Origin of the sequence: Streptomyces sp. SCSIO ZS0520 (genome assembly GCF_025643355.1) — a bacterium.
In the GTDB taxonomy this organism is placed as follows: domain Bacteria; phylum Actinomycetota; class Actinomycetes; order Streptomycetales; family Streptomycetaceae; genus Streptomyces; species Streptomyces physcomitrii.
Map to the genome: position 1 here is coordinate 4,378,757 of NZ_CP092644.1, position 22,264 is coordinate 4,401,020.

General features: G+C 71.1%; 15 protein-coding genes and 4 tRNA genes. 8 read left to right on the plus strand and 11 right to left on the minus strand.

Features of this window, described 5'->3' with window-relative positions; all coding sequences use genetic code 11:
- The first annotated feature begins 37 nt into the window (after positions 1-37).
- A complete protein-coding gene (purF, locus tag MID12_RS17150) occupies positions 38-1,567 on the plus strand; it encodes an amidophosphoribosyltransferase (RefSeq protein ID WP_040251769.1) in 1,530 nt (509 codons plus the stop codon).
- Between the two features lie 33 nt (positions 1,568-1,600).
- A complete protein-coding gene (purM, locus tag MID12_RS17155; protein WP_040251771.1) occupies positions 1,601-2,680 on the plus strand; it encodes a phosphoribosylformylglycinamidine cyclo-ligase in 1,080 nt (359 codons plus the stop codon).
- Between the two features lie 115 nt (positions 2,681-2,795).
- Here purM and MID12_RS17160 read toward each other — a convergent pair whose 3' ends face one another.
- Both MID12_RS17160 and MID12_RS17165 read right to left on the minus strand, forming a co-directional pair.
- Positions 2,796-3,056 carry a DUF3073 domain-containing protein gene (locus MID12_RS17160; RefSeq protein WP_040251772.1) on the minus strand — a complete coding sequence of 87 codons (261 nt, stop codon included), beginning with the start codon at positions 3,054-3,056 and terminating at the stop codon, positions 2,796-2,798.
- A 364-nt stretch (positions 3,057-3,420) separates the two neighbouring features.
- Positions 3,421-4,512, minus strand: coding sequence for a Leu/Phe/Val dehydrogenase (locus MID12_RS17165; protein WP_040251774.1), 1,092 nt, complete (start codon positions 4,510-4,512; stop codon positions 3,421-3,423).
- Between the two features lie 245 nt (positions 4,513-4,757).
- Here MID12_RS17165 and MID12_RS17170 point away from each other — a divergent pair, with 245 nt between their 5' ends.
- Both MID12_RS17170 and bldC read left to right on the plus strand, forming a co-directional pair.
- A complete protein-coding gene (locus MID12_RS17170; RefSeq protein WP_040251777.1) occupies positions 4,758-5,600 on the plus strand; it encodes a hypothetical protein in 843 nt (280 codons plus the stop codon).
- A 499-nt stretch (positions 5,601-6,099) separates the two neighbouring features.
- A complete protein-coding gene (gene bldC / locus MID12_RS17175) occupies positions 6,100-6,306 on the plus strand; it encodes a developmental transcriptional regulator BldC (RefSeq protein ID WP_003949541.1) in 207 nt (68 codons plus the stop codon).
- A 709-nt stretch (positions 6,307-7,015) separates the two neighbouring features.
- On the opposite strand, the gene MID12_RS17180 is transcribed toward bldC, so the two are convergent.
- A tRNA-Asp gene (locus tag MID12_RS17180) sits at positions 7,016-7,090 on the minus strand.
- 427 nt (positions 7,091-7,517) lie between these two features.
- A complete protein-coding gene (gene hrpA, locus MID12_RS17185; protein WP_263168377.1) occupies positions 7,518-11,564 on the minus strand; it encodes an ATP-dependent RNA helicase HrpA in 4,047 nt (1,348 codons plus the stop codon).
- Between the two features lie 97 nt (positions 11,565-11,661).
- Here hrpA and MID12_RS17190 point away from each other — a divergent pair, with 97 nt between their 5' ends.
- Both MID12_RS17190 and MID12_RS17195 read left to right on the plus strand, forming a co-directional pair.
- A complete protein-coding gene (locus MID12_RS17190; RefSeq protein WP_263168379.1) occupies positions 11,662-12,900 on the plus strand; it encodes an ABC transporter permease in 1,239 nt (412 codons plus the stop codon).
- Between the two features lie 287 nt (positions 12,901-13,187).
- Positions 13,188-13,937 (plus strand): calcium-binding protein, encoded by a 750-nt coding sequence (locus MID12_RS17195; protein ID WP_263168380.1) that lies wholly within the window; start codon positions 13,188-13,190, stop codon positions 13,935-13,937.
- Between the two features lie 390 nt (positions 13,938-14,327).
- Here MID12_RS17195 and MID12_RS17200 read toward each other — a convergent pair whose 3' ends face one another.
- From MID12_RS17200 to MID12_RS17230, 7 genes are all read right to left on the minus strand, one after another.
- Complete coding sequence (locus MID12_RS17200; protein ID WP_263168382.1) at positions 14,328-14,720, minus strand: type II toxin-antitoxin system death-on-curing family toxin; 393 nt, start codon at positions 14,718-14,720, stop codon at positions 14,328-14,330.
- Positions 14,717-14,911, minus strand: coding sequence for a ribbon-helix-helix protein, CopG family (locus MID12_RS17205; protein WP_168536686.1), 195 nt, complete (start codon positions 14,909-14,911; stop codon positions 14,717-14,719). The genes MID12_RS17200 and MID12_RS17205 overlap by 4 nt, the downstream gene beginning before the upstream one ends.
- Before the next feature lie 198 nt (positions 14,912-15,109).
- Positions 15,110-15,183, minus strand: a tRNA-Phe gene (locus MID12_RS17210).
- Positions 15,184-15,206: 23 nt separating this feature from the next.
- Positions 15,207-15,281 (minus strand) — tRNA-Asp (locus MID12_RS17215).
- Between the two features lie 45 nt (positions 15,282-15,326).
- A tRNA-Glu gene (locus MID12_RS17220) sits at positions 15,327-15,399 on the minus strand.
- A gap of 187 nt (positions 15,400-15,586) precedes the next feature.
- Positions 15,587-17,311, minus strand: coding sequence for a metallophosphoesterase (locus MID12_RS17225; RefSeq protein ID WP_263168385.1), 1,725 nt, complete (start codon positions 17,309-17,311; stop codon positions 15,587-15,589).
- Between the two features lie 107 nt (positions 17,312-17,418).
- Entirely contained in the window at positions 17,419-17,769 is a 351-nt protein-coding gene (locus MID12_RS17230; RefSeq protein WP_040251785.1) for a metallopeptidase family protein, read from the minus strand.
- A 221-nt stretch (positions 17,770-17,990) separates the two neighbouring features.
- Between MID12_RS17230 and MID12_RS17235 the strand changes: the two genes are divergently transcribed.
- Entirely contained in the window at positions 17,991-18,512 is a 522-nt protein-coding gene (locus MID12_RS17235) for a hypothetical protein (RefSeq protein ID WP_263168386.1), read from the plus strand.
- Between the two features lie 310 nt (positions 18,513-18,822).
- Entirely contained in the window at positions 18,823-21,117 is a 2,295-nt protein-coding gene (locus tag MID12_RS17240) for a DEAD/DEAH box helicase (RefSeq protein WP_263168388.1), read from the plus strand.
- Positions 21,118-22,264 lie beyond the last annotated feature (1,147 nt).

Below are 22,264 nucleotides of genomic sequence, written 5' to 3' on the forward strand. Positions count from 1 at the left end.
TTCGGACCAGTGGTCGATCTCGCCTACACTCGGTGGCGTGCCACGTGGTGACGGTCGACTCAATCACGATCTGCTCCCCGGCGAGAAAGGCCCCCAGGACGCTTGTGGCGTCTTCGGAGTCTGGGCCCCGGGCGAAGAGGTCGCAAAGCTCACGTACTTCGGGCTCTACGCCCTCCAGCATCGAGGTCAGGAATCCGCGGGAATCGCGGTGAGCAACGGCTCCCAGATCCTCGTCTTCAAGGACATGGGCCTGGTCTCCCAGGTCTTCGACGAAACCTCTCTCGGCTCCCTCCAGGGCCACATCGCCGTGGGCCATGCCCGCTACTCCACGACCGGTGCCTCGGTCTGGGAGAACGCGCAGCCCACCTTCCGTGCCACCGCGGAGGGCTCCGTCGCCCTCGGGCACAACGGCAACCTGGTCAACACGGCCCAGCTCGCCGAGCTGGTCGCCGAACTCCCCCGGGAGAACGGCAGCCGCAACGCCAAGGTCGCCGCGACCAACGACACCGACCTCGTCACCGCGCTGCTCGCCGGGCAGAAGGACGAGGACGGCAAGCCGCTCAGCCTCGAAGAGGCCGCGATGACGGTGCTGCCCGAGGTCAAGGGCGCCTTCTCGCTGGTCTTCATGGACGAGCACACCCTGTACGCGGCCCGTGACCCGCAGGGCATCCGCCCGCTGGTCCTCGGCCGCCTCGAACGCGGCTGGGTGGTCGCCTCGGAGAGCGCCGCCCTCGACATCTGCGGGGCGACCTTCGTCCGCGAGATAGAGCCGGGCGAGTTCGTCGCCGTCGACGAGAACGGCTTCCGCAGCAGCCGCTTCGCCGAGGCCCGCCCCAAGGGCTGCGTCTTCGAGTACGTCTACCTGGCCCGCCCCGACACCGACATCGCGGGCCGCAACGTCTACCTCTCCCGTGTGGAGATGGGCCGCAAGCTCGCCAAGGAAGCCCCGGTCGAGGCCGACCTGGTGATAGCCACCCCGGAGTCCGGCACCCCCGCCGCCATCGGGTACGCCGAGGCCTCCGGGATCCCCTTCGGCGCCGGTCTGGTGAAGAACGCCTACGTCGGCCGCACCTTCATCCAGCCCTCGCAGACCATCCGCCAGCTGGGCATCCGCCTCAAGCTGAACCCGCTGAAGGAAGTCATCGCGGGCAAGCGCCTGGTCGTCGTCGACGACTCCATCGTGCGCGGCAACACCCAGCGCGCCCTGGTGCGCATGCTCCGCGAGGCGGGCGCCGCCGAGGTGCACATCCGGATCTCCTCGCCGCCGGTGAAGTGGCCCTGCTTCTTCGGCATCGACTTCGCCACCCGCGCCGAGCTGATCGCCAACGGCATGACGGTCGAGGAGATCGGCAAGTCGATGGGCGCCGACTCCCTCTCGTACATCTCCATCGACGGCATGATCGAGGCGACCACCATCGCCAAGCCGAACCTCTGCCGCGCCTGCTTCGACGGCGAGTACCCGATGGACCTGCCCGACCCCGAGCTGCTCGGCAAGCAGCTCCTGGAGACCGAGCTGGCCGCAGGACCGGCCTCCACGGCCGCGGCCGAAGCGCTCCGTCGCCCGTAACTCCCTCTCGCCTCCCAAGGAGACGTGTCACTTATGTCTGATTCCTCCGGCGCGCCCGCCGGCGCCTCGTACGCCGCCGCAGGTGTCGACATCGAAGCGGGCGACCGCGCCGTCGAGCTGATGAAGGAGTGGGTGAAGAAGACCCGCCGCCCCGAGGTCCTCGGCGGCATCGGCGGCTTCGCCGGACTCTTCGACGCCTCCGCCCTCAAGCGGTACGAGCGCCCGCTGCTCGCCTCGGCCACCGACGGCGTCGGCACCAAGGTCGACCTGGCCCGGCAGCTGGGCGTCTACGACAGCATCGGCCACGACCTGGTCGCCATGGTCATGGACGACATCGTGGTCTGCGGCGCGGAACCGCTGTTCATGACGGACTACATCTGCGTCGGCAAGGTCCACCCGGAGCGGGTCGCCGCGATCGTCAAGGGCATCGCCGAGGGCTGTGTGCTCGCCGGGTGCGCGCTGATCGGCGGCGAGACCGCGGAGCACCCGGGCCTGCTCGGGCCCGACGACTTCGATGTGGCCGGTGCCGGTACGGGCGTGGTCGAGGCGGACCGGGTGCTCGGCGCCGACCGCATCCAGGAGGGCGACGCGGTGATCGCGATGGCCTCCTCCGGGCTGCACTCCAACGGCTACTCGCTGGTGCGGCACGTGGTCTTCGAGCGCGCGAAGCTCCGGCTCGACCAGGAGATCGCGGAGTTCGGCCGCAGCCTCGGCGAGGAACTGCTCGAACCCACCAAGATCTACTCGCTCGACTGCCTCGCCCTGATGCGGACCACCGAGGTGCACGCCTTCTCGCACATCACCGGCGGCGGCCTCGCGGCCAACCTCGCCCGGGTGATCCCGGACGGGCTGCACGCCACCCTCGACCGCGGGACCTGGACGCCGGCCCCGGTCTTCGACCTGGTCGGCAGGGAGGGCCGGGTCGAGCGGCTCGAACTGGAGAAGACGCTCAACATGGGCGTCGGCATGATCGCGATCGTCCCCGGCGACTCGGCGGACGCCGCCCTGACCACCCTCGCCGACCGCGGGGTCGAGGCCTGGGTCGCCGGTGAGATCACCGCCCGCGGCGAGCACTCCACCGGTGCGGCACTCCATGGCGACTACGCCGCCTGACGCAGGCCGCGGGCGGCAGCACGAAACCCGGTCCGGTGCTGAAGCCCCGGACCGGGTGACATGTGATTGTCGCGAGAGCGGTAGCCGAAGCTACGAAACCACCGGTGTCGCGTGGTCAAGCGCCGCGGCGGCGCGACGAGGGGCCGGACTCGTCCGAGTCCTCCGCATCGTCGTCGTCGCCGTTGTAGCGATCCGCGTACTGGGCGTACGGGTCGTCTTCCTCCTCGTCGTCCTCGAACGGCTCGCCGTTCGGAGGCTGACTCGAAGTCGAAGCGCCCAGCTCATTGGCCAGACGCGACAGGTCAGTCCCGCCGCTGTTGTACTTCAGCTGGCGGGCGACCTTTGTCTGCTTGGCCTTGGCCCGGCCGCGCCCCATGGCTCGACCCCCTCGATATCGGGGCTCGACGGCCCCAGAGTCTTGACACGCGTTCATGTTCGGGAACGGGCCCTCCGTGGAGAGTCCGGTCCGTAGGGCTTCCACGGTACCTGCTGTTGCGGCCATACGGTACGCCGCCCGCAGGACGCGCCTGTCAGCAGAACCCGCGAGGAGCCCTGTCCTCGCTGGTCAGCCGCCATATTAACCTCTTCGGGGCGGCCGACCCGCCGACGGGGGTGAGTCTTGTCTCTCACCCCCGCCGAGCGCTCTGGTCCTGCTGGTCAAGCACTTTCCGGCCAGATCCCGCACGGGCGGGGCCGGGGGTCGCCCGGCCGCCGACCGGCCGCGGCCGGTGGTACGGCGCTCAGGCGCGGCGGGCCTGGGCCATCAGTCCCTCCGCGATCCGGTCCGCCGCCGCGGCCGGGGGGATCCCGTCGTCGTTCGCGCGCGCGAATATCGTCAGGGTGGTGTCGTAGATCTCCGAGGCCTTGGCCTTGCAGCGCTCGAAGTCGAAGCCGTGCAGCTCGTCGGCGACCTGGATCACCCCGCCCGCGTTCACCACGTAGTCGGGGGCGTAGAGGATGCCGCGGTCGGCGAGGTCCTTCTCGACGCCGGGGTGGGCGAGCTGGTTGTTGGCCGCGCCGCAGACCACCGAGGCGGTCAGGGCGGGCACGCTCTCGTCGTTGAGGGCGCCGCCGAGCGCGCACGGGGCGTAGATGTCCAGGCCCTCGGTGCGGATCAGCTCGCTGGTGTGGGCCGCGACCCGGACCTCCGGGTGCTGCTCGGTGATCTGCCGCACCGACTCGGCGCGCACATCGGTGATCACGACCTCGGCGCCCTCCTCCAGGAGGTGGCCCACCAGGTGGCGCCCGACCTTGCCGACCCCGGCGATACCGACCTTGCGACCGCGAAGGGCCGGGCTGTCCCACAGGTGCTGGGCGCTTGCCCGCATGCCCTGGTACACGCCGAAGGCGGTGAGCACCGAGGAGTCGCCGGCGCCGCCGTTCTCGGGCGAACGCCCCGTGGTCCACTGGCACTCGCGGGCCACCACGTCCATGTCGGCGACATAGGTGCCGACATCGCAGGCGGTGATGTAGCGCCCGCCGAGCGAGGCCACGAACCGGCCGTAGGCGCGCAGCAGTTCGTCGCTCTTGAGGTAGTCCGGGTCGCCGATGATGACGGCCTTGCCGCCGCCGTGGCCGATTCCGGCCATCGCGTTCTTGTAGGACATCCCGCGGGAGAGGTTCAGCGCGTCGGCGACGGCCTCCTGCTCGCTCGCGTACGGGTAGAAGCGGGTGCCTCCGAGGGCGGGGCCGAGCGCGGAGTTGTGGATGGCGATGACGGCCTTGAGGCCACTGGCGCGGTCCTGGCAGAGCACGACTTGCTCATGGCCGCCCTGGTCCGAGTGGAACAGGGTGTGCAGAACCTCGGCAGGAGCGCCGGTTACGTCGGTCACTGTGGTGACTCCTGGGTAAGAAGCGGCGGTGGAATGGGTGCTCCGCGTCCTGGGTGCCGCTTGTGGCGGGCTGCCCGGTCAGCGGCTTCGTGCGGACGGCCTTGCGGGCCGATGGGCATGAGATTAGGGCCTGCGGGGCAGTGTGTGCGCACAGTCGGACCGATCACCTTCTGACGGCGCGGGAGCATGGCACGATTTGCAGTGTTTTCCCGGGTCTCCGGGCTGTGGACGGGTGAGGAGTCGCTGTGCCCAAGGTGCCCTCGGTGATCGTGCCGTACGCCGCGTATCTGCGCGTCTACGAGCCGCTGGCCGCCTTCCCCGAGCCGGAGCGCGGGCACTGGGAGCGGTACGCCAAACGCCCCGAGCACCCCTCCCACCAGGACGAACTGCGCCGTTCGCTGGCCGATCTGCTGCCGGTGCCGCCGGTGGTGGTGCCGGTGCACGAGAGCGACGACGCCTTCGTGGCCGAGGTGGAGGGCGTGCTGTGCGTCTGTCCCTGGCGGACCCGGCTGCGCGGCTGGCAGTCGCTCGGCAGGCTGGGCGGCCAGTGGCCGGCGCCGGTCCTGGACGCGGTGCTGCCGAAGGTGGTGCGCGAGCAGGCCGCCGCCGACTACGAGGCCTGGCTGGCCGAGCACCCGGACGCCCGCCCCTGGATCCGCACCTCCACCTGGCAGGTCCCGCTCAGCTGGTTCGTGCTCTTCGCCGACGAGGAGCGGGAGTACGAGAAGGCGGACGGCGGGCACCCGGCGCGGCTGCGGTACCGCACGCCGATGGTGCAGGCCCGGCGGCGGGTGGCCCGCGGTTTCAAGACGATGAAGGACACCCTCGACGAGGGCCCGCTGCTCGACGGGCTTGTAGAAGTGGGCCGATGGCTGGAAGAGTTCCATCCGCGTTCACTCGTGGAGCTGGACTACGGCGGCCTGGCGCACGCCCTGTCCGCGGACGATCTGGACGGCGACCACTCGGCGGCCGATGTGGCGCAGGGCATCAAGTCCCTGCGCGAGGGCGACGGGGTGGCCGCGGGCGAGGCGTACCGGAAGCTGGTGGAGCGCTGGCGGGCGGTACGGGCGCTGCAGTCCGCGAACTGATCGCGGCACGCTCGCGGTGTGAGCGCGAACTGCTCGCGGGGTGCGCGCGGTTACGGGGACGTAGGTCCCGATCCGGGGCCAAACTCCCAAGCGTGACGGACCGCACTTACGGCCCTCTTGCGCCCATCACCCCTCCTCGTGCCAAAATAGGACAAGGAGTCCGGTGAGGCCTCCTTCTGCTCAACTATGGGTGGAATGCTCGACATTGCACGTTATCGGGGGTCCCCGCGACGCCTGAGCGCCGCCGTAACTGATCGTTACTGGGGTGTAACTGTCCGCTATGGCATGGTCCATCGGCTTCCGTCGCCGATGGATACCTGAAGGGGCAATTCCATCGGTTTGGCCGACGCGGCTGGACAGATGGTGTAGTTGTAGTGCCGAGGACAAGCCGTTCGTCCTATAACCGACTCGACCCGCGTCGACCATTTCGGGCAACGCGGGTCAAGGTGCAGAATTTAGAGGAAAGAACCGAAGGTTCGGTTCTCCGAGGAGGCCGCTCATGACCGCTCGCACCCCTGATGCAGAGCCGTTGCTGACCCCTGCTGAGGTTGCCACCATGTTCCGCGTCGACCCTAAGACGGTCACACGCTGGGCAAAGGCGGGCAAGCTCACATCGATCCGCACGCTCGGCGGGCATCGCCGCTACCGCGAGGCGGAGGTCCGCGCACTGCTCGCGGGCATTCCGCAGCAGCGCAGCGAGGCCTGAGAAACCGCAGATAGCCGGACGTTGAGTACCAGCCGGACCCCCATCCGGCGAAACGTCCGCTGACAGCTCCAACGACGCGGGCCCTGCCCCAACAGGCCCTGTTCCCTCGCAACTTCACATGGGTGCGTCGTCGATCGCGCTGGACTCCGCCGGGTCCAGCGCGATCTTTTTATGCCCTGGTCCGGGGCCTGCCAGTCCGGGGAGTCGGTGTACAGGCGGCGCGCCGGGGCGCCTGGGCGCGCGCTGGGGCGCGCCAAAAGCCCTCGGGCGGCAAAGTCCCGTACGGGGCGCCCGCGGTGCCGCGTACGCCCCACTGTGGGGTTCCTCCAAGAGCCCGTACGGAGGGTGAAGCCGGCCCCCGGACTCTCCCCTCGTACGTGCAATTGCACATATTAAATTGATCAGTTGTAGGCGAGGGGTAAGTAACGGTCCCACCAAAAGAGATTGAGTGACACCTGTCACATGTCAGAAGTCTTGTTGCGGGGCGATGCCTGCACTAAGGAAAGGGCCCTCTCGCAGGGGGAGATGGCCGAGGGGTCCCCGAGGTTGCCCGGCGGGAGGTGTCAGTTGTGACATCCGCCGGCTCCGGGAGACGGCGCGGGAGTACGGGTGCGGGGTGCGCCAAACGGGGCGCCCGGTTCGTTCGCGTACCGGCCGGGCATGCCGAAGGCCCCGCAACCACGGGTGGGTTGCGGGGCCTTCGGGAAAGCGGTCCTGACGGGATTTGAACCCGCGGCCTCCACCTTGACAGGGTGGCGAGCACTCCAAACTGCTCCACAGGACCTGGCTTCGCAGCGGAACTTTCCTTCGCTGCGGAAGAGACTGTACCCCAGGTCAGGGGCGCCGGTCGAACTGGCGGCGGACCAGGGCCCCGGGGCCTCCCGTTCCCGGTCCCGGCGGCGCTCCGGAGCCTCATCGGGCCAGGCCGGGGGCGGTCCGTCGGGGCGCCGGGCGGGGAAGCGGAATCCGCGCCCGGCGCGAGGAAGTGCGTCGACGAGGTCTCCGCCTCAGCCCAAGAGCGAGGAGACGGTCGTCAGCACGATCACCGTCCGCTGAGACACCGCGGCGGTACCCCGGCGGTGGCCGCGGGTACCGCCACGGGGCGGTGCGTGGCCTCCGGGCCCGTCCCCGGGTAGGTCCGGGGCCCGTCCAGGTCCGTCCGGGTGCGGACCGCGCGAGATCCCCGGCACCCGCCGCCCGAAGGGCAAGGGCTAGGCGTACTTGTCGATCACCTTGAGGATGCGCTTGTCGGAGACCGGATAGGCCGTGCCGAGGGCGTGCGCGAAGTAGCTGACCCGCAGCTCCTCCAGCATCCAGCGGATGTCGAGGACCTCCCGCGGCACCGGCCGCCCCTGCGGCAGCTGCTCGCGCAACCAGGCGTACTCGTCCTGGAGTTCGTGGACCTTCTCCATCCGCGCGGTGTCCCGCTGGGCGTTCGCGGGCATCTGCGTCAGGCGCCGGTCGGCGGCGACCAGGTAGCGCATCAGGTGCCCGAGCCGCCCGACCCCCGCCTCCGTGACGAAGCCCGGCCTGATCAGCGCGTCCAACTGGGCCCGTACGTCGGCGAGGTTGGCGAGCAGCGCCGGGCTGCGGACGGACTTCAGGCGCCGTTCGCAGGACCCCCAGGCGGCGAGGACCTGCTGGACCTGGCCGACGGTGGCCACCGTGGCGTCGACGATCTCGGCGCGGACCTTCTCGTACAGCTTCCGGTAGGACTCCTCGTCCCAGGCCGGGCCGCCGAAGTCGGTGATCAGCTTGTCCGCGGCGGCCTGCGCGCAGTCCGCGAAGAGCGCCGGGATCGAGCCGTGCGGATTGGCCGAAAGAGCCAGCTTCTGGGCGTTGTTGAGCTTGTCGGAGGCGAACTTGGCCGGGTTCACCGGGATGTTGCGCAGGATCAGCCGCCGGGTGCCGCGCCACATCGCCTGCTGCTGCTCGGCCTCGGTGTCGAAGAGCCGCACCGAGACGGTGTCCCCGTCGTCCACCAGGGCGGGGTAGGCCTTCACCGGCTGCCCGGCCCGCCGGGTCTCGAAGACGCGGCTCAGGGTGCCGAGGCTCCAGTCGGTCAGGCCCCTGCGCTCCACGGACTCGCCGCCGGTGCGCTCCGCGGTGGCCGCGGCCGCCTGCGAGATCGCCTTCTGCGCCTTGGGCTTCAGGCGCAGCCTCAGCGCTTGGAGGTCCTTGTCCTCGGCGAGCTTGCGGCGCCGCTCGTCCACGATCCGGAAAGTGATCTTGAGGTGCTCGGGCACCCGCCCCAGGTCGAAGTCCTCGGCGGTGACCGGCACCCCGACCCGCCGCTTCAGCTCGCGGGCGAGGGTCACCGGCAGCGGTTCCTGGAGCGGCTCGGCGTGCTCCAGGAAGGCCCGGGCGAAGTTGGGCGCGGGGACGTAGTGCCGCCGGATGGGCTTGGGCAGCGAGCGGATCAGCTCGGTGACGACCTCCTCGCGCAGGCCCGGGATCTGCCAGTCGAAGCCCTCCTCCGAGACCTGGTTGAGCACCTGGAGCGGGATGTGCACGGTCACCCCGTCCGCGTCCGCGCCCGGCTCGAACTGGTACGTCACCCGGAACTTCAGCCCGCCCTGCCGCCAGGAGTCCGGGTAGTCGGCCTTGGTGACCGCCTGCGCCTGCTCGTTGATGAGCATCGAGCGCTCGAAGTCGAGGAGTTCGGGGTCCTCCTTCGCCTTGTGCTTCCACCAGGAGTCGAAGTGGGCGCCGGAGACGACGTGTTCGGGCACCCGCTGGTCGTAGAAGTCGAAGAGGGTCTCGTCGTCCACCAGGATGTCGCGGCGCCGGGCCCGGTGCTCCAGCTCCTCGACCTCGGTGAGCAGTCGGCGGTTGGCGGCGAAGAACTTGTGGTGGGTGCGCCAGTCGCCCTCGACCAGGGCGTGCCGCAGGAAGAGCTCGCGGCTCACCTCCGGGTCGATACGCCCGTAGTTGACCTTGCGCTGCGCCACGATCGGCACGCCGTACAGCGTCACCTTCTCGTAGGCCATCACCGCGGACTGGTCCTTCTCCCAGTGCGGTTCGGAGTACGTCCGCTTGAGCAGATGCTCCGCGAGCGGCTCGATCCACTCCGGCTCGATACGGGCGTTGACCCGCGCCCACAGCCGCGAGGTCTCCACCAGCTCCGCCGACATCACGAACCGCGGCGGCTTCTTGAACAGCGCCGAGCCCGGGAAGACCGCGAACTTCGCGCCGCGCGCGCCGAGATACTCGTTGCGCCCGCCGCGCTCGCGTTCGGTGGCCTGGGTGCCGCTGCCGCCGGTCTTCACGTCCTTCATGCCGATGTGCGAGAGCAGACCGGCGAGCAGCGAGATGTGGATCTGCTGGTCGGGCGCCTGGTCCGCGCCCTCGGAGCCACCGGTCTTCAGGCCCATCTGCTTGGCCACGGTGCGCAGTTGGGAGTAGATGTCCTGCCACTCGCGGATCCGCAGGTAGTTCAGGTACTCGCCCTTGCACATCCGGCGGAAGGCCGAGGAGGACAGCGCCTTCTGCTGCTCGCGCAGATACCGCCACAGGTTCAGGTAGGCGAGGAAGTCGCTGGTCTCGTCCTTGAAGCGGGCGTGCTGCTGGTCGGCCTGCGCCTGCTTCTCCACCGGGCGTTCGCGCGGGTCCTGGATGGAGAGCGCGGCGGCGACCACCATCACCTCGCGGACGCAGCCGTTGCGGTCGGCCTCCAGGACCATCCGGGCCAGGCGCGGGTCCACCGGCAACTGGGCGAGTTTCCGCCCGACTTGGGTGAGGCGCTTGCGTGAGTCCTTCTGCTCGGGGTCCAAGGCGCCCAGTTCCTGGAGGAGTTGGACGCCGTCGCGGATGTTGCGGTGGTCCGGCGGGTCGATGAAGGGGAACTTCTCGATGTCGCCGAGACCGGCCGCGGTCATCTGCAGGATGACGGAGGCGAGGTTGGTGCGCAGGATCTCCGCGTCGGTGAACTCGGGCCGCGCGAGGAAGTCGTCCTCGGAGTAGAGCCGGATGCAGATGCCGTCCGAGGTACGGCCGCAACGCCCCTTGCGCTGATTGGCACTTGCCTGGCTGACCGCCTCGATCGGCAGCCGCTGCACCTTGGTGCGGTGGCTGTAGCGCGAGATGCGCGCGGTGCCCGGGTCGATCACGTACTTGATGCCCGGCACCGTCAGCGAGGTCTCGGCGACATTGGTGGCGAGCACGATCCGTCTGCCCTGGTGCGGCTGGAAGACCCGGTGCTGCTCGGCGTGCGAGAGCCGCGCGTACAGCGGAAGGACCTCGGTCGCCCCCGGCATGCCCTGGGTGTGCCGGTACTTCTTCTCCAGCGCGTCCGCGGTGTCGCGGATCTCCCGCTCCCCGGAGAGGAAGACCAGGATGTCGCCGCGCGGCTCCCGGCTCAACTCGTCCACCGCGTCCACGATCGCGGTGATCTGGTCCCGGTCCGCCTCCTCGGAGTCCTCCTCCAGGAGCGGGCGGTAGCGGACCTCCACCGGATACGTACGCCCGCTGACCTCGACGATCGGGGCGTCGCCGAAGTGCCGCGAGAACCGCTCGGGGTCGATGGTCGCGGAGGTGATGACCACCTTCAAGTCGGGGCGCTTGGGCAGCAGTTGGGCGAGATAGCCGAGCAGGAAGTCGATGTTGAGGGAGCGCTCGTGCGCCTCGTCGATGATCAGGGTGTCGTAGGCGCGCAGTTCGCGGTCGGTCTGGATCTCGGCGAGCAGGATGCCGTCCGTCATCAGCTTCACGAAGGTGCCCGCGCCGACCTGGTCGGTGAAGCGGACCTTCCAGCCGACCGCCTCGCCCAGCGGTGTGTCCAGCTCCTGCGCCACCCGCTCGGCGACGGTACGGGCGGCGAGCCGGCGCGGCTGGGTGTGGCCGATCATGCCGCGCACCCCGCGCCCCAGCTCCATGCAGATCTTCGGGATCTGGGTGGTCTTGCCGGACCCGGTCTCACCCGCGACGATCACGACCTGGTGGTCCCGGATCGCCGCCAGGATCGCGTCCTTCTTCTGGCTGACCGGAAGCTGCTCGGGATAGCTGACGGCCGGAACCCGTGCCGCCCGCTCCGCGAGCCGCGCCTCACCGGACGCGATCTCGGCCTCGATCTCCCCGAGCACGGCGGTGCGCGCCTCGGGTTTGCGTATCCGCCGGGCGCCCTCCAGCCTGCGGCCGAGCCGGTGCGCGTCGCGCAGCGAGAGACCGGAGAGGCGGTCGCCGAGCGGACCGAGGGGGCTGGGGCGGGGGCCCTGCGGGGCGGTGCCCGAGGCGGAGGCGGGGGCGGGCTGCGTAGACATACGGACTCCAGGATCTCATCCCGGGGAAATCCGTGGCGAACCCTTTTGCTGCGGCGCCCGTCACGACAGCCGTGGGGCGGTGTCCTAGCGTGACCTTATGTCTGAAATGCCGGAGGGGCGGGAGTCGGAGGACGAAGGCCCGGAGAGCGAAGGCCTGGGGAATGAAGGGCCGGAGAGCGAAGGGCCGAGGAGCGAAGGGCCGGAGGGCGAAGGGCCGGGGAGCGAGGGCCCGGACGGCGAGGCGCCGGACGAGGCCGGTGGCGGCTCCTCCGCGCACCCCGTGCCCCGGGCGCACGCCCGCGCCCCGGAGCGCGGCGCGGGCTGGGACTGGTTCCGGGGCACGCCCTTCTGGCCCGCGACCGTCATCGTGCTGATCCTCGCCGCGGCGGCCGGAGTCTTCGCGGGCTCGTACACGTACTCCATGGCGAAACCCACCCCGCACCGCATCCCCATCGGCATCACCGGCGACTACGAGGCGCTGCGCGGCGAGTCCTACGTCGACCGCCTGGAGAAGGAACTCGGCACCTCGCTGCGGCTGCACCCCTACGACCGCCCGGCCGAGGCGCGGCACCAGGTGCAGGAGCAGAACATCTTCGCCATCGTGGACGTCCGCCCCGGTGGCCGCGAGGTCGCGCTCGCCGTCTCCAGCGCCTCCGGGGCCTCGGTCGCGGACGTGATCGCCGAGGCCGCCCCGAAGGTCGCGAAGGAGGCCGGGGTCCGGGTGCGCGTCAGCGACCTCAACCCGCTCCAGGAGGGCGACCCGCGCGGACTCGCGATCTTCTACATCACCCTCGCCTCGGTGATCATCGGCTTCGTCGGCTCGATCCAGCTGTCCGTGCACGGCAAGGACCTCGGCCCGGTGGCCCGGATCGTCTTCACCGCCGCGTACGCGATGCTCGGCGCGCTGGCCATCGTGGCGGTGGTCGACTGGTGGATCGGCGCCCTCGACCTGCCGGAGGGGGAGTCCTGGGCGATCCTCGCGCTCACCATGTTCACCGCGGGCATGGTCAGCACGATGTTCACCACCCTCTTCGGCCGCTGGGCGATGCTGCCCACCTGGGGCCTGATGATCATCCTCGGCAACCCCTCCTCCGGCGGCGCCGTCTCCGGCCCCCTGCTGCCCCCCGTCCTCCGCGCCATCGGGCGCTGGCTGCCGCCGGGCGCCTCGGTCAACGCCCAGCACACCGCCGTCTACTTCCAGGGCCACCAGCACCCCCTGCCCTTCCTCGTCCTCGGCGGCTGGGCCCTGCTCGGCACGACCGTCTTCTGGCTCTGGCGCCACCGCCACCCGGGCGCCTCGGCCTCCCTGCCGAAGGGGGAGCACGCGGCGGGGTGAGGGGCGGCGCGGGTGCGGGCGCGGGCGCGGGAAGGGCGGGGTGAACGGCGGGTTGAGGGGAGTTGGACACCTGGCGTCCACGGGCTTTCGGGGAGATTCCGGGCGTTTTCCACCCCGGAAGGGCGCAACCCTTCGGCGGTTCGGCGGGTCAAGGTGTGCGACGGAGCGAGGGGGACCGCGCTTTCCCCTCTCCTTCTCTCTCTCCTCTCTCTGCCTCCTCTTCTCCTCCGCCCTCTCTCTTCTTCGCTCTTCGCTCTTCGCTCTTCGCTCTGGACTCTGGGGGACTCATGTCTCGTACGACCCGTTCCGCTCACTCCGCCCGTTCGTTGCGTTTACTGGCCGCCGCCGCGCTGATCGCCGCTCCGGCCGGGCTGGCCCTCGGCACCGCTCCGGCGGGTGCCGCCGCGCCGACCGAGGCCGGCGCGGTCGCCGACGACGGCGGCCACGCGATCACGTACACCGCGGGCTCCGCGCAGGAGAACCGGGTGGTGATCACCGAGGCCAAGGGCACGGAGTTCACCATCGACGACGTGGTGCCGATCAAGGCCGGCACCGACTGCGTGCACCCCGACGCCTCCGACCAGACCAAGGTGGTCTGCACCCTCACCGAGTTCGGCGACTACTGGGTACGCATCCGGGTCGAGCTGGGCGACGGTGACGACACCCTCTCCATGCACGCGGGCAGCGAGAACTCCCTGCACGGCGGCTCCGGCAATGACGAGATCACCGGCGGCGGCAACAACTTCATCTTCGGCGAGGACGGCGACGACACCCTCACCGGCGGCACCCAGGACGGCGGCAACGGCGCCGACCTGCTCAGCGCCCCGGACTACGGCGCCGTGGGCGGCGCGGGCAACGACACCCTGGTCGGCACCGACGGCCCCGACGACCTCCGCGGCGGCGCCGACCACGACATGATCATCGGCCGCGCGGGCGACGACACCCTCTACGGCAACAGCGGCAACGACACCATCCACGGAGGCGGCGGCAACGACTTCATCTCGGGCGGCACCGGGAAGAACACGATCTATCAGTAGGGCTGGCGACACGCCTGGGGTGCTTCGGCTCCCCGGGCGCGGTGTGCGCGTGGGTACGTGGGCGACCGCCCGGCCGGGACAGAGCGAGTACCGGGCGGTCGGTACGTATCGCGGGGGTCGCCGTCGCCTCGCCGCTGGAGTGCCGAGGCAGGGGCGATCACCGGCGCGGGCGGGTCCCCGACGCGTTCACACGACTCGGCCAGGGGAGGGTAACGAGCTGGGCCATGGCATGCGTCGCCCGTCCACGACGCCCATGCCCGGTATCCGGCGCACTGCGCGAGACGCTCGCCCGCCTGGCACAGCTCGGTCTGGTATAGGCCAAAGGCAGTGGATCGCATCTTCGGCCGTATGCCCTTGGCGGGGCTGCGGTGGGTTCTTGTCCCGGGGCGGCTACGGGACCGGGAACCACTCCGCGAGTCGCTTGGCGATGACGGGTACGTCGAGATGGTCCTGGGCGACGGCCTCGACGAACGGGCCCGCCTCCTCGGCCGACGGGACCGGCCGTCCGGCGGGCAGGCCGTTGATGCGCAGGAAGAAGCGCATGGCGAGCCAGGCGGTGCGCTTGTTGCCGTCGATCAGCGCGTGGTTGCGGGCGAGGGCATGCAGCAGCGCTGCCGCCTTCTCGTGGAGCGTGGGGTACAGCACGGCACCGAACACGTTGGTGCGTGGTCGCTCGGTGGCCGAGACGAGCAAGCCGAGGTCGCGCACGCTGTGTTCGGTGCCGTTGATCTTGGCCGCGATGGCCAGGATCTCGTCGAGCTGGACGTAGCGGACTTCGCTCACTTCAGGTAGTCCAGGATCTCCGCGTCGGTGTCCGTCAGCTCGGCCAGGATGTCGTGCACATTGAGTTCGGCGCGGGCCTCGGCTTCGCGGATCGCTTCGATGGCGAGCGTCTGCTTACTGCGGCCGGTGCGTTCGGCGCGCGCGGTGAGCTTCGCGTCGAGGTCGTCGGGGAGTCGGAGTGTCATCGCCATGCATGAATGATACCGCGTTGGTATCAGATGTCGCCACGGTGCCTGACTCAGACCGGTGCGGGCGCGAGCGGTGGCACCGAGGACACCGAAAACGGGGGCTGCGGGTGTGGGGCCGATTGCTCTCAGGGGGCTGTCTTCGCCGGGGCGCGCAACAAGAACGTCCCGTACGGCATGCCGTACGGGACGTCCTCATGCGAGTGGCTGGGGCCGGGATCGAACCGGCGACCTATCGCTTTTCAGGCGATCGCTCGTACCAACTGAGCTACCCAGCCACGAAGTTCACCAGGAACTTCAGCGGTCCTGACGGGATTTGAACCCGCGGCCTCCACCTTGACAGGGTGGCGAGCACTCCAAACTGCTCCACAGGACCAGGCATTGTGTGAGGTGCGGGACAAGTCTCGCACATCGAACTGCGTGCCCCCAACGGGATTCGAACCCGTGCTACCGCCTTGAAAGGGCGGCGTCCTAGGCCGCTAGACGATGAGGGCTATCGGCCCGCCTGGGCGCCGCGGTGAGGCGGCGCGTCGGGGACGTGAGAAGCATATGGGATGCGGCGAGGTATCGCCAAAACGATTGTCGGAGGCCCGAGCGGGTACGCGAAGGCGCCGCTCGGCCCGCTCAGCCGCCCGGCTGCCGGGGACCGCTCAGCCGCTGTCCGGCCCGGCGCCGGGATCCCTAGTCCGCGCCCGCGCCCGCGCCCGAGCGCGAGCGCGTGGCAGGCGGCGGTGGCGGAACCGGAGGAGTGGACGAGGGCGGGGAGGAAGAAGACGGAGGGGAGGAAGAGGAAGACGGGGAGGAAGGGGAGGCAGAGGGGGGCGGGGTCGGGGGGAGGAGGCCGGCGCCGGGCTGGTTCTCCTTGGGGAGGTGGCGGCTGACCTCGGCGGTGGAGAGGCCGAGGCCGCCGAGTTTGATGGCGTCCCAGGCCTGGAGGCGTTTGGTGGAGCGGTCCAGGTAGAGGATCGAGGCCTCGATCGGGTCGGGGTAGGTGCCCTCGACGGCGCGCAGGCCGCTGCCGCCGGTGGAGCCCTCGATGCGCAGCCGGGTGCCGTCCCGCAGCACCTCCATCTCGTTGTGGTGGATGTGCCCGGCGAGGACGAGCGGGACGTGGCCGTCGGTCTGGCGGGCGGCCTCCGGGTTGTGCGCGACCGCGATGTCGACGGGCTTGCCGTCGTCCGCGAGCCGGGCGAGGGCCGCGGCGAGCTGCCTGCCCGCGGTGACCTCCGAGGCGAGGGCCGCGGGGGAGTCGCCCTCGCCCCCGGCGGAGCGGTCCGGGGTGAACTGCGGGTCCCCGATGCCCGCGAAGCGCAGCCCCGCCACCGTCACCGGTCGGCCCTCGTCGAGGATCCGGACGTTCTTCATCTGGCGCAGGTACTCCTGGGTGAGCCGGGAGTCGTGGTTGCCGCGCACCCAGACGTACGGGGCGCCCAGGTCGCGTACCGGATCGAGGAAGCCGTTCTCCGCCGCGCTGCCGTGGTCCATGGTGTCGCCGGAGTCGACGATCACATCGATGTCGTACTGCTTCACGAGCGAGCCCACGATGTGCCAGGAGGCCGGGTTCAGATGGATGTCGGAGACGTGCAGGACGCGCAGGGTGGTGGGGTCGGGCTGGTAGGCGGGGAGGGTGGAGGTGACGTCGTAGAGCTTGGTGACATTGGTGACCAGGCGCGCCAACTCCTTCTGGTAGACGTCGAATTCGCTGACGATGCTGCGCGCGTCGCCGACCACGTTCGGCGCCGAGGAGAGCAGGCCCGAATACTTCGGTTCGAGTACGGAGTTGGGGTTCCAGGTGGTGGCGGCGAGGGTGCCGGAGCCCGCCAGGAGCACCAGGGAGAGGCCGCCCGCGGCGAGGGCGGGGCGCGGGCGGCGGTAGACGGCGAGGGCGAGCACGCCCGCGCCCAGGACGACGGCGGCCCCGGAGCGCACGGCCAGCTCGCGGGTGCCGTCCTCGACGTCGCGGGAGACCTCCTCCTGGAGTCCGGAGAGCCGTTCGGGGTGGTTGACCAGGGCCTCGGAGCGCACCGGGTCGAGGCGGTCCACATCGACGTCGAGGCGGAGCGGTGCCGTGTGGGAGCGCAGGTCGAGGGCGCCGAGCGGGGAGACGTTGATGCGGGTGCCGCCGCTGAGCGAGGGCCGCAGGGCCATCCGGGTGTCCATCGGGCCGACCGGCACCGAGGCGCTGCCCGCCGCGAGCAGCCCGAGCCAGGCGCCGAGGACGACGACGGTGCACAGGCCGAGGGCGCGCAGATAGGTGGGGGGTTCGCGCCGGTCGGGCGGGCGCAGTTCCAGGGCGGGGGCGCGGCGGCGGGTGCGGAGCCGTCCGGGGAGTGCGCCGCCGGGGCCGCGAGCGGCGTCCCGCAGACGCCGCGCGAGGCGCTCCAGGAGGGCCGGGGCGCGGACCATTCATCCGATATGCCCGTACGGGGGCCGGGTTATGCGGGGCCAAGGGGGTGCGCCGGAGCGCACGGCGGCGCACGGGGCGTGTGCGCCGCCGCCTCCGGGCGTGCGGGTCAGCCCCAGCCGAGTTCGTGCAGGCGGTCGTCCTCGATGCCGAAGTGGTGGGCGATCTCGTGGACGACGGTCACGGCGACCTCCTCCACGACCTCCTCGGCGGTCGCGCAGTAGCGCAGGGTCGGGCCCATGTAGATGGAGATGCGGTCGGGCAGGACCCCGGCGTACCACTCGCCGCGCTCGGTCAGCGGGGTGCCCTCGTAGAGGCCGAGGAGTTCGGGGTCCTCGGCGGCGGGTTCGTCCTCCACGAAGACGGCCACGTTGTCCATGACCCGGGTCAGCTCGGGCGGGATCCGGTCCAGGGCCTGGGCCACCAGCTCTTCGAAGGCGTCGCGTGTCATCTCCAGCACACCGCCATTGTCCGGGACGCGGAGCGGTACGGGGCCGCCCGGGCGCGGGAATCCGCGCGGCGGGCCGCCGTCCCCGCGCCCCGTGGCGCTCCGGCGGGAGCTACGGGGCGGGCGCGGAGGCGTGTGCGCCGGTGTGTGCGCGGTGCGTGTCCTCTTGTGCGCCAAGTGAGTTGGGCAGGGCCGGAACCTTCCCGTGTCCCCGTCTCCCGGAGGTGGCCGCCGTGCGCCCCTTGCCCCTGACCTTCCGGTTGCCCCACCCCGTACGGCTGACCGCGGCCGCGCTGACCGTGCTCGCCGCCGCGGGCTGCGTGAAAGTCGGCGGGGGCGGCGAGGACCGCCCCTCGGTGCCGGACGGGCAGGGCGGCGCCGTCGCCGGGGTGGACGCCGGGGACACGGTCGGGGGTGAGGGCGGCCGGGACCGGCAGGACGGGGACGGACGCCACGGCGGGCACGACAGGCCGAGCCCCGGTGCCTCCGGGGACGCGGCGGAGGACGGGGCCTCGCCGAGCGCCTCCGCCCCGGACGGCGGCGGGGCCACGGGCCGCCCGGGCGGGGGCTCCGGTTCCGCGGACCGGCCGGGCGGCGGCAACGGCGGTGGCCAGAGCGGCGGTTCGGGCGGACAGGAACCCGGACCGGGGCCGGGACCCGAGTCGCCGGGCGGTACGACACCGCCGCCCACCGAGCCCTCGCCGGACCCGAGCGGTGAGCCGCCGGGTACGGAGTCGCCGGTGCCCGCGGGGTGAGCCGGGTCCCGGACTCCGCTCGGTCGGGGAACGCCCCAGGGGTCTCATTCCGCTCCGGTCAGGGGGCGCTCCGAGGGCCTTGTCACGGCGCTCACCAGCCGGTTTGCTCCTCGGGGCAGGGGGTGCGTATGGTGGTAGATCGTTTGATCCCATTTGCCCGGCGCACTCCTCACCGTACGAGGAAACGAAGCGCGCCGCGTGTGGCGCGTACTCCCCCTAGCCGTGGCTGGACCGCATTGAGGCGGTCGATTGCGAGAATCACGGAGTTTTGGGCGCGCGTGCCGAGACTCCGGAAGGTTTCGCATTTCGCATGTCTGTTTCCAGCACTGATCACATCGTCGTGCCCGAGTCCGTAGAGGCCGAAGCAGTCGAGGCCGTCGAGGCCGCCGAGACGGTGGAGTCCGCCGAGGCCGCCGCGCCCGAGACCACCTTCGCCGACCTCGGTCTCCCCGAGGGCGTGGTGCGCAAGCTCGCGCAGAACGGCGTGACCGTCCCGTTCCCGATCCAGGCCGCCACCATCCCGGACGCCCTGGCCGGCAAGGACATCCTCGGCCGCGGCCGCACCGGCTCCGGCAAGACCCTCTCCTTCGGTCTGCCGCTGCTCGCCACCCTGTCCGGCGGCTACACCGAGAAGAAGCGCCCGCGCGGACTGATCCTCACCCCGACCCGCGAGCTGGCCATGCAGGTCGCCGACGCCCTCCAGCCCTACGGTGACGTACTCGGCCTGAAGATGAAGGTCGTCTGCGGCGGCACCTCGATGGGCAACCAGATCTACGCCCTGGAGCGCGGCGTCGACATCCTCGTCGCCACCCCGGGCCGGCTGCGCGACATCATCAACCGCGGCGCCTGCTCCCTGGAGCAGGTCCAGGTCGCCGTCCTCGACGAGGCCGACCAGATGTCCGACCTGGGCTTCCTGCCCGAGGTCACCGAGCTGCTCGACCAGATCCCCGGCGGCGGCCAGCGCATGCTGTTCTCCGCGACCATGGAGAACGAGATCTCCACCCTGGTCAAGCGCTACCTGAACAGCCCGGTCACGCACGAGGTGGACGCCGCCCAGGGCGCCGTCACCACGATGACCCACCACATCCTGGTGGTGAAGCCGCGCGACAAGGCACCGGTGACCGCCGCGATCGCCGCCCGCAAGGGCCGCACCATCATCTTCGTCCGCACCCAGCTGGGCGCCGACCGCATCGCCGAGCAGCTGCGCGACGCCGGGGTGAAGGCCGACGCGCTGCACGGCGGCATGACCCAGGGCGCGCGCACCCGCACCCTCGCCGACTTCAAGGACGGCTACGTCAACGCGCTCGTCGCGACCGACGTCGCCGCCCGCGGCATCCACGTCGACGGCATCGACCTGGTGCTCAACGTCGACCCCGCCGGTGACCACAAGGACTATCTGCACCGCTCCGGCCGTACGGCCCGCGCGGGGCGCTCGGGCACCGTCGTCTCGCTGTCGCTGCCGCACCAGCGCCGCCAGATCTTCCGGCTGATGGAGGACGCGGGCGTGGACGCCTCGCGCCACATCGTCGGCGGCGGCGGGGTCTTCGAGCCGGAGGTCGCCGAGATCACCGGCGCCCGTTCGATGACCGAGGTGCAGGCCGAGGCCGCGGGCAACTCCGCCAAGCAGGCCGAGCGCGAGGTCGCCGAGCTGACCCGCGAACTGGAGCGCGCCCAGCGCCGCGCCGCCGAACTCCGCGAGGAGGCCGACCGGTTGACCGTGCGGGCGGCCCGCGAGCGCGGCGAGGACCCGGCCGAGGCCGCGGCCGTCACGGAGCGGCCGGAGGGTGCCGAGAGCACCGAGGGCGCGGTGGCCGAGGCCGCCGTGTCGGTGCCGGAGCAGCCCGCCGCCGAGGCCGTGGACCGTTCCGCGGAGGCCGAGCGGCCCGCCGCGCGCACGGTCCGCGAGGAGCGCTCCTCCTACGACCGCCGGGACGACCGCCGTGACGACCGCGGCGGCTTCCGCCGGGACGACCGCCGGGACGGCGACCGCGGTGGCTTCAACCGTGACCGTGGTGGCTTCCGCCGCGATGACCGTCGTGACGGTGACCGTGGTGGGTTCCGCCGGGACAACGACCGGGGTGGCTTCAACCGCGACCGCGGCAACGACCGCGGCAACGACCGCGGCGGCTTCCGTCGCGACGACCGCCGCGACGACCGCGGTGGCTTCCGCCGGGACGACCGCCGGGACGACCGGGGCGGCCGCTCCTTCGACCGCCGTGAGGACCGCGACCGCGGCGACCGCGGTGACCGGGGCGGCTTCAACCGCGACCGCGGCAACGACCGTGGCGGCTTCCGCCGTGACGACCGTCGTGACGGTGACCGTGGTGGGTTCCGCCGGGACAACGACCGGGGTGGCTTCAACCGCGACCGCGGTGGGGACCGCGGCGGCTTCCGCCGGGACGACCGGGGCGGCCACCGCGCCGGGGACCGCCCGTACAACCGCGACCGCCGCGACGACCGCCCCGCGGGCGGCCACCGCTCCGGCGGCCACGACCGCCCCTTCGCCCGCCGTGACGACCACCGGGGCGGCAATGCCCCCTCCTCCTCGACGTCCTCCTTCGGCCGCCGCGAGGACAAGCCGCGCTGGAAGCGCAACGGCAGCTGAGGACTTGAGCCGCAGCCGCCTCTGAGACCTTCCGGGTCCGGGGGCGGGGCGGCCGCCCAGCACAGCCGCGCGGCAGCGCGGAGCACACAGCAGAGCAGCAGAGCAGCACAGCACGGGCGGGGCCCGGTGCCAGGACCAACCTCCTGGCACCGGGCCCCGCCCGTTCGCGTCCCCGCCCGTTCCCGTGGCGCCCCTGCCGCGCCCCCGCCCGCCTGCGTCCGTACGACCGTAAGTCCGTACGCGCGGCTCTACGAGACGAGACGAGACGAGACGAGACGGGACGGGACAAGACGAGACGCGATGTGAGCGACGCGATGCGAGCGACGCGATGTGATGACGCACCCCGTGCCAGGCCGGACCCCAACTCCCCTGCCGGCCCGCCCCGATCACTGACCGTACTCACCAGAAGCATCACTTTCGGTAGAAGATGACGGCGAGAAGAATTCCGAAACCGAAATCTGCGCCGCGGAACCAGAATGAGTGGAGAGCCCTCTTCCCTCGAAGTCCGTCTCCCCGGCGGGGTCTTGGTGATCGCCACGCGGGTAAAGCGTGAGTAATGCACTACGCAGTGCAATCGATCCGACCTGCTGTTCCCTGCGGGTTGAGCGGGAGCGAGTGACCTGCGTCACTCTCTCTCCGGAAAATTGAATCCTGCGTTCCCGTGTGAGAAGTTTTGTGCGTCGCGCCGGATCCCCGCGGAGGGGTCGGCGTCGGATCGCCGATGTTTTCCGGTGATCGTGCTCGACTTCCGAATGACCGCGGGAGTCGGTGCTTCGGATGGTGCGCCGTGTGCGCAGGGGGAATTCCTGCCCGTGGCCGCGCTGCCCGATCGGATGCTCCCTCGGGAGCCTGGCAAGTCGTGTGTGGGGGATCTCGTGAGTGCTGGTGACCGATTGTGCCGCCGTCGTCGATGTATGCCCTGGCAGAGCCGCACCTCGGCCTAGTTGCCGCAAGGTGAGGGCAGCGGGCGGCCCACGGGGCGGACCACGGCTGATGCCGGGTCCCCGCGGTGCCAAGTCCGCTGTGGGGTACGGGAGTTGAGGGTGAACCGCAGGGCGGTTCGGCCGTCCGCCGGGGGCTTTCCCCGGTGCTCGGGAATACCGGTTTCCCCGGTGAACCGCTGACGCTCCGCCCTCTCCGTGCCGCC

What these genes read in the sequence shown, in the direction of transcription:
- purM (WP_040251771.1), top strand. Translation starts at nt 1,601, where the DNA reads ATGTCTGATTCCTCCGGCGCGCCCGCCGGCGCCTCGTACGCCGCCGCA.
- MID12_RS17160 (WP_040251772.1), bottom strand. Translation starts at nt 3,056, where the DNA reads ATGGGGCGCGGCCGGGCCAAGGCCAAGCAGACAAAGGTCGCCCGCCAG.
- bldC (WP_003949541.1), top strand. Translation starts at nt 6,100, where the DNA reads ATGACCGCTCGCACCCCTGATGCAGAGCCGTTGCTGACCCCTGCTGAG.
- hrpA (WP_263168377.1), bottom strand. Translation starts at nt 11,564, where the DNA reads ATGTCTACGCAGCCCGCCCCCGCCTCCGCCTCGGGCACCGCCCCGCAG.
- MID12_RS17190 (WP_263168379.1), top strand. Translation starts at nt 11,662, where the DNA reads ATGTCTGAAATGCCGGAGGGGCGGGAGTCGGAGGACGAAGGCCCGGAG.
- MID12_RS17195 (WP_263168380.1), top strand. Translation starts at nt 13,188, where the DNA reads ATGTCTCGTACGACCCGTTCCGCTCACTCCGCCCGTTCGTTGCGTTTA.
- MID12_RS17205 (WP_168536686.1), bottom strand. Translation starts at nt 14,911, where the DNA reads ATGGCGATGACACTCCGACTCCCCGACGACCTCGACGCGAAGCTCACC.
- MID12_RS17225 (WP_263168385.1), bottom strand. Translation starts at nt 17,311, where the DNA reads ATGGTCCGCGCCCCGGCCCTCCTGGAGCGCCTCGCGCGGCGTCTGCGG.
- MID12_RS17240 (WP_263168388.1), top strand. Translation starts at nt 18,823, where the DNA reads ATGTCTGTTTCCAGCACTGATCACATCGTCGTGCCCGAGTCCGTAGAG.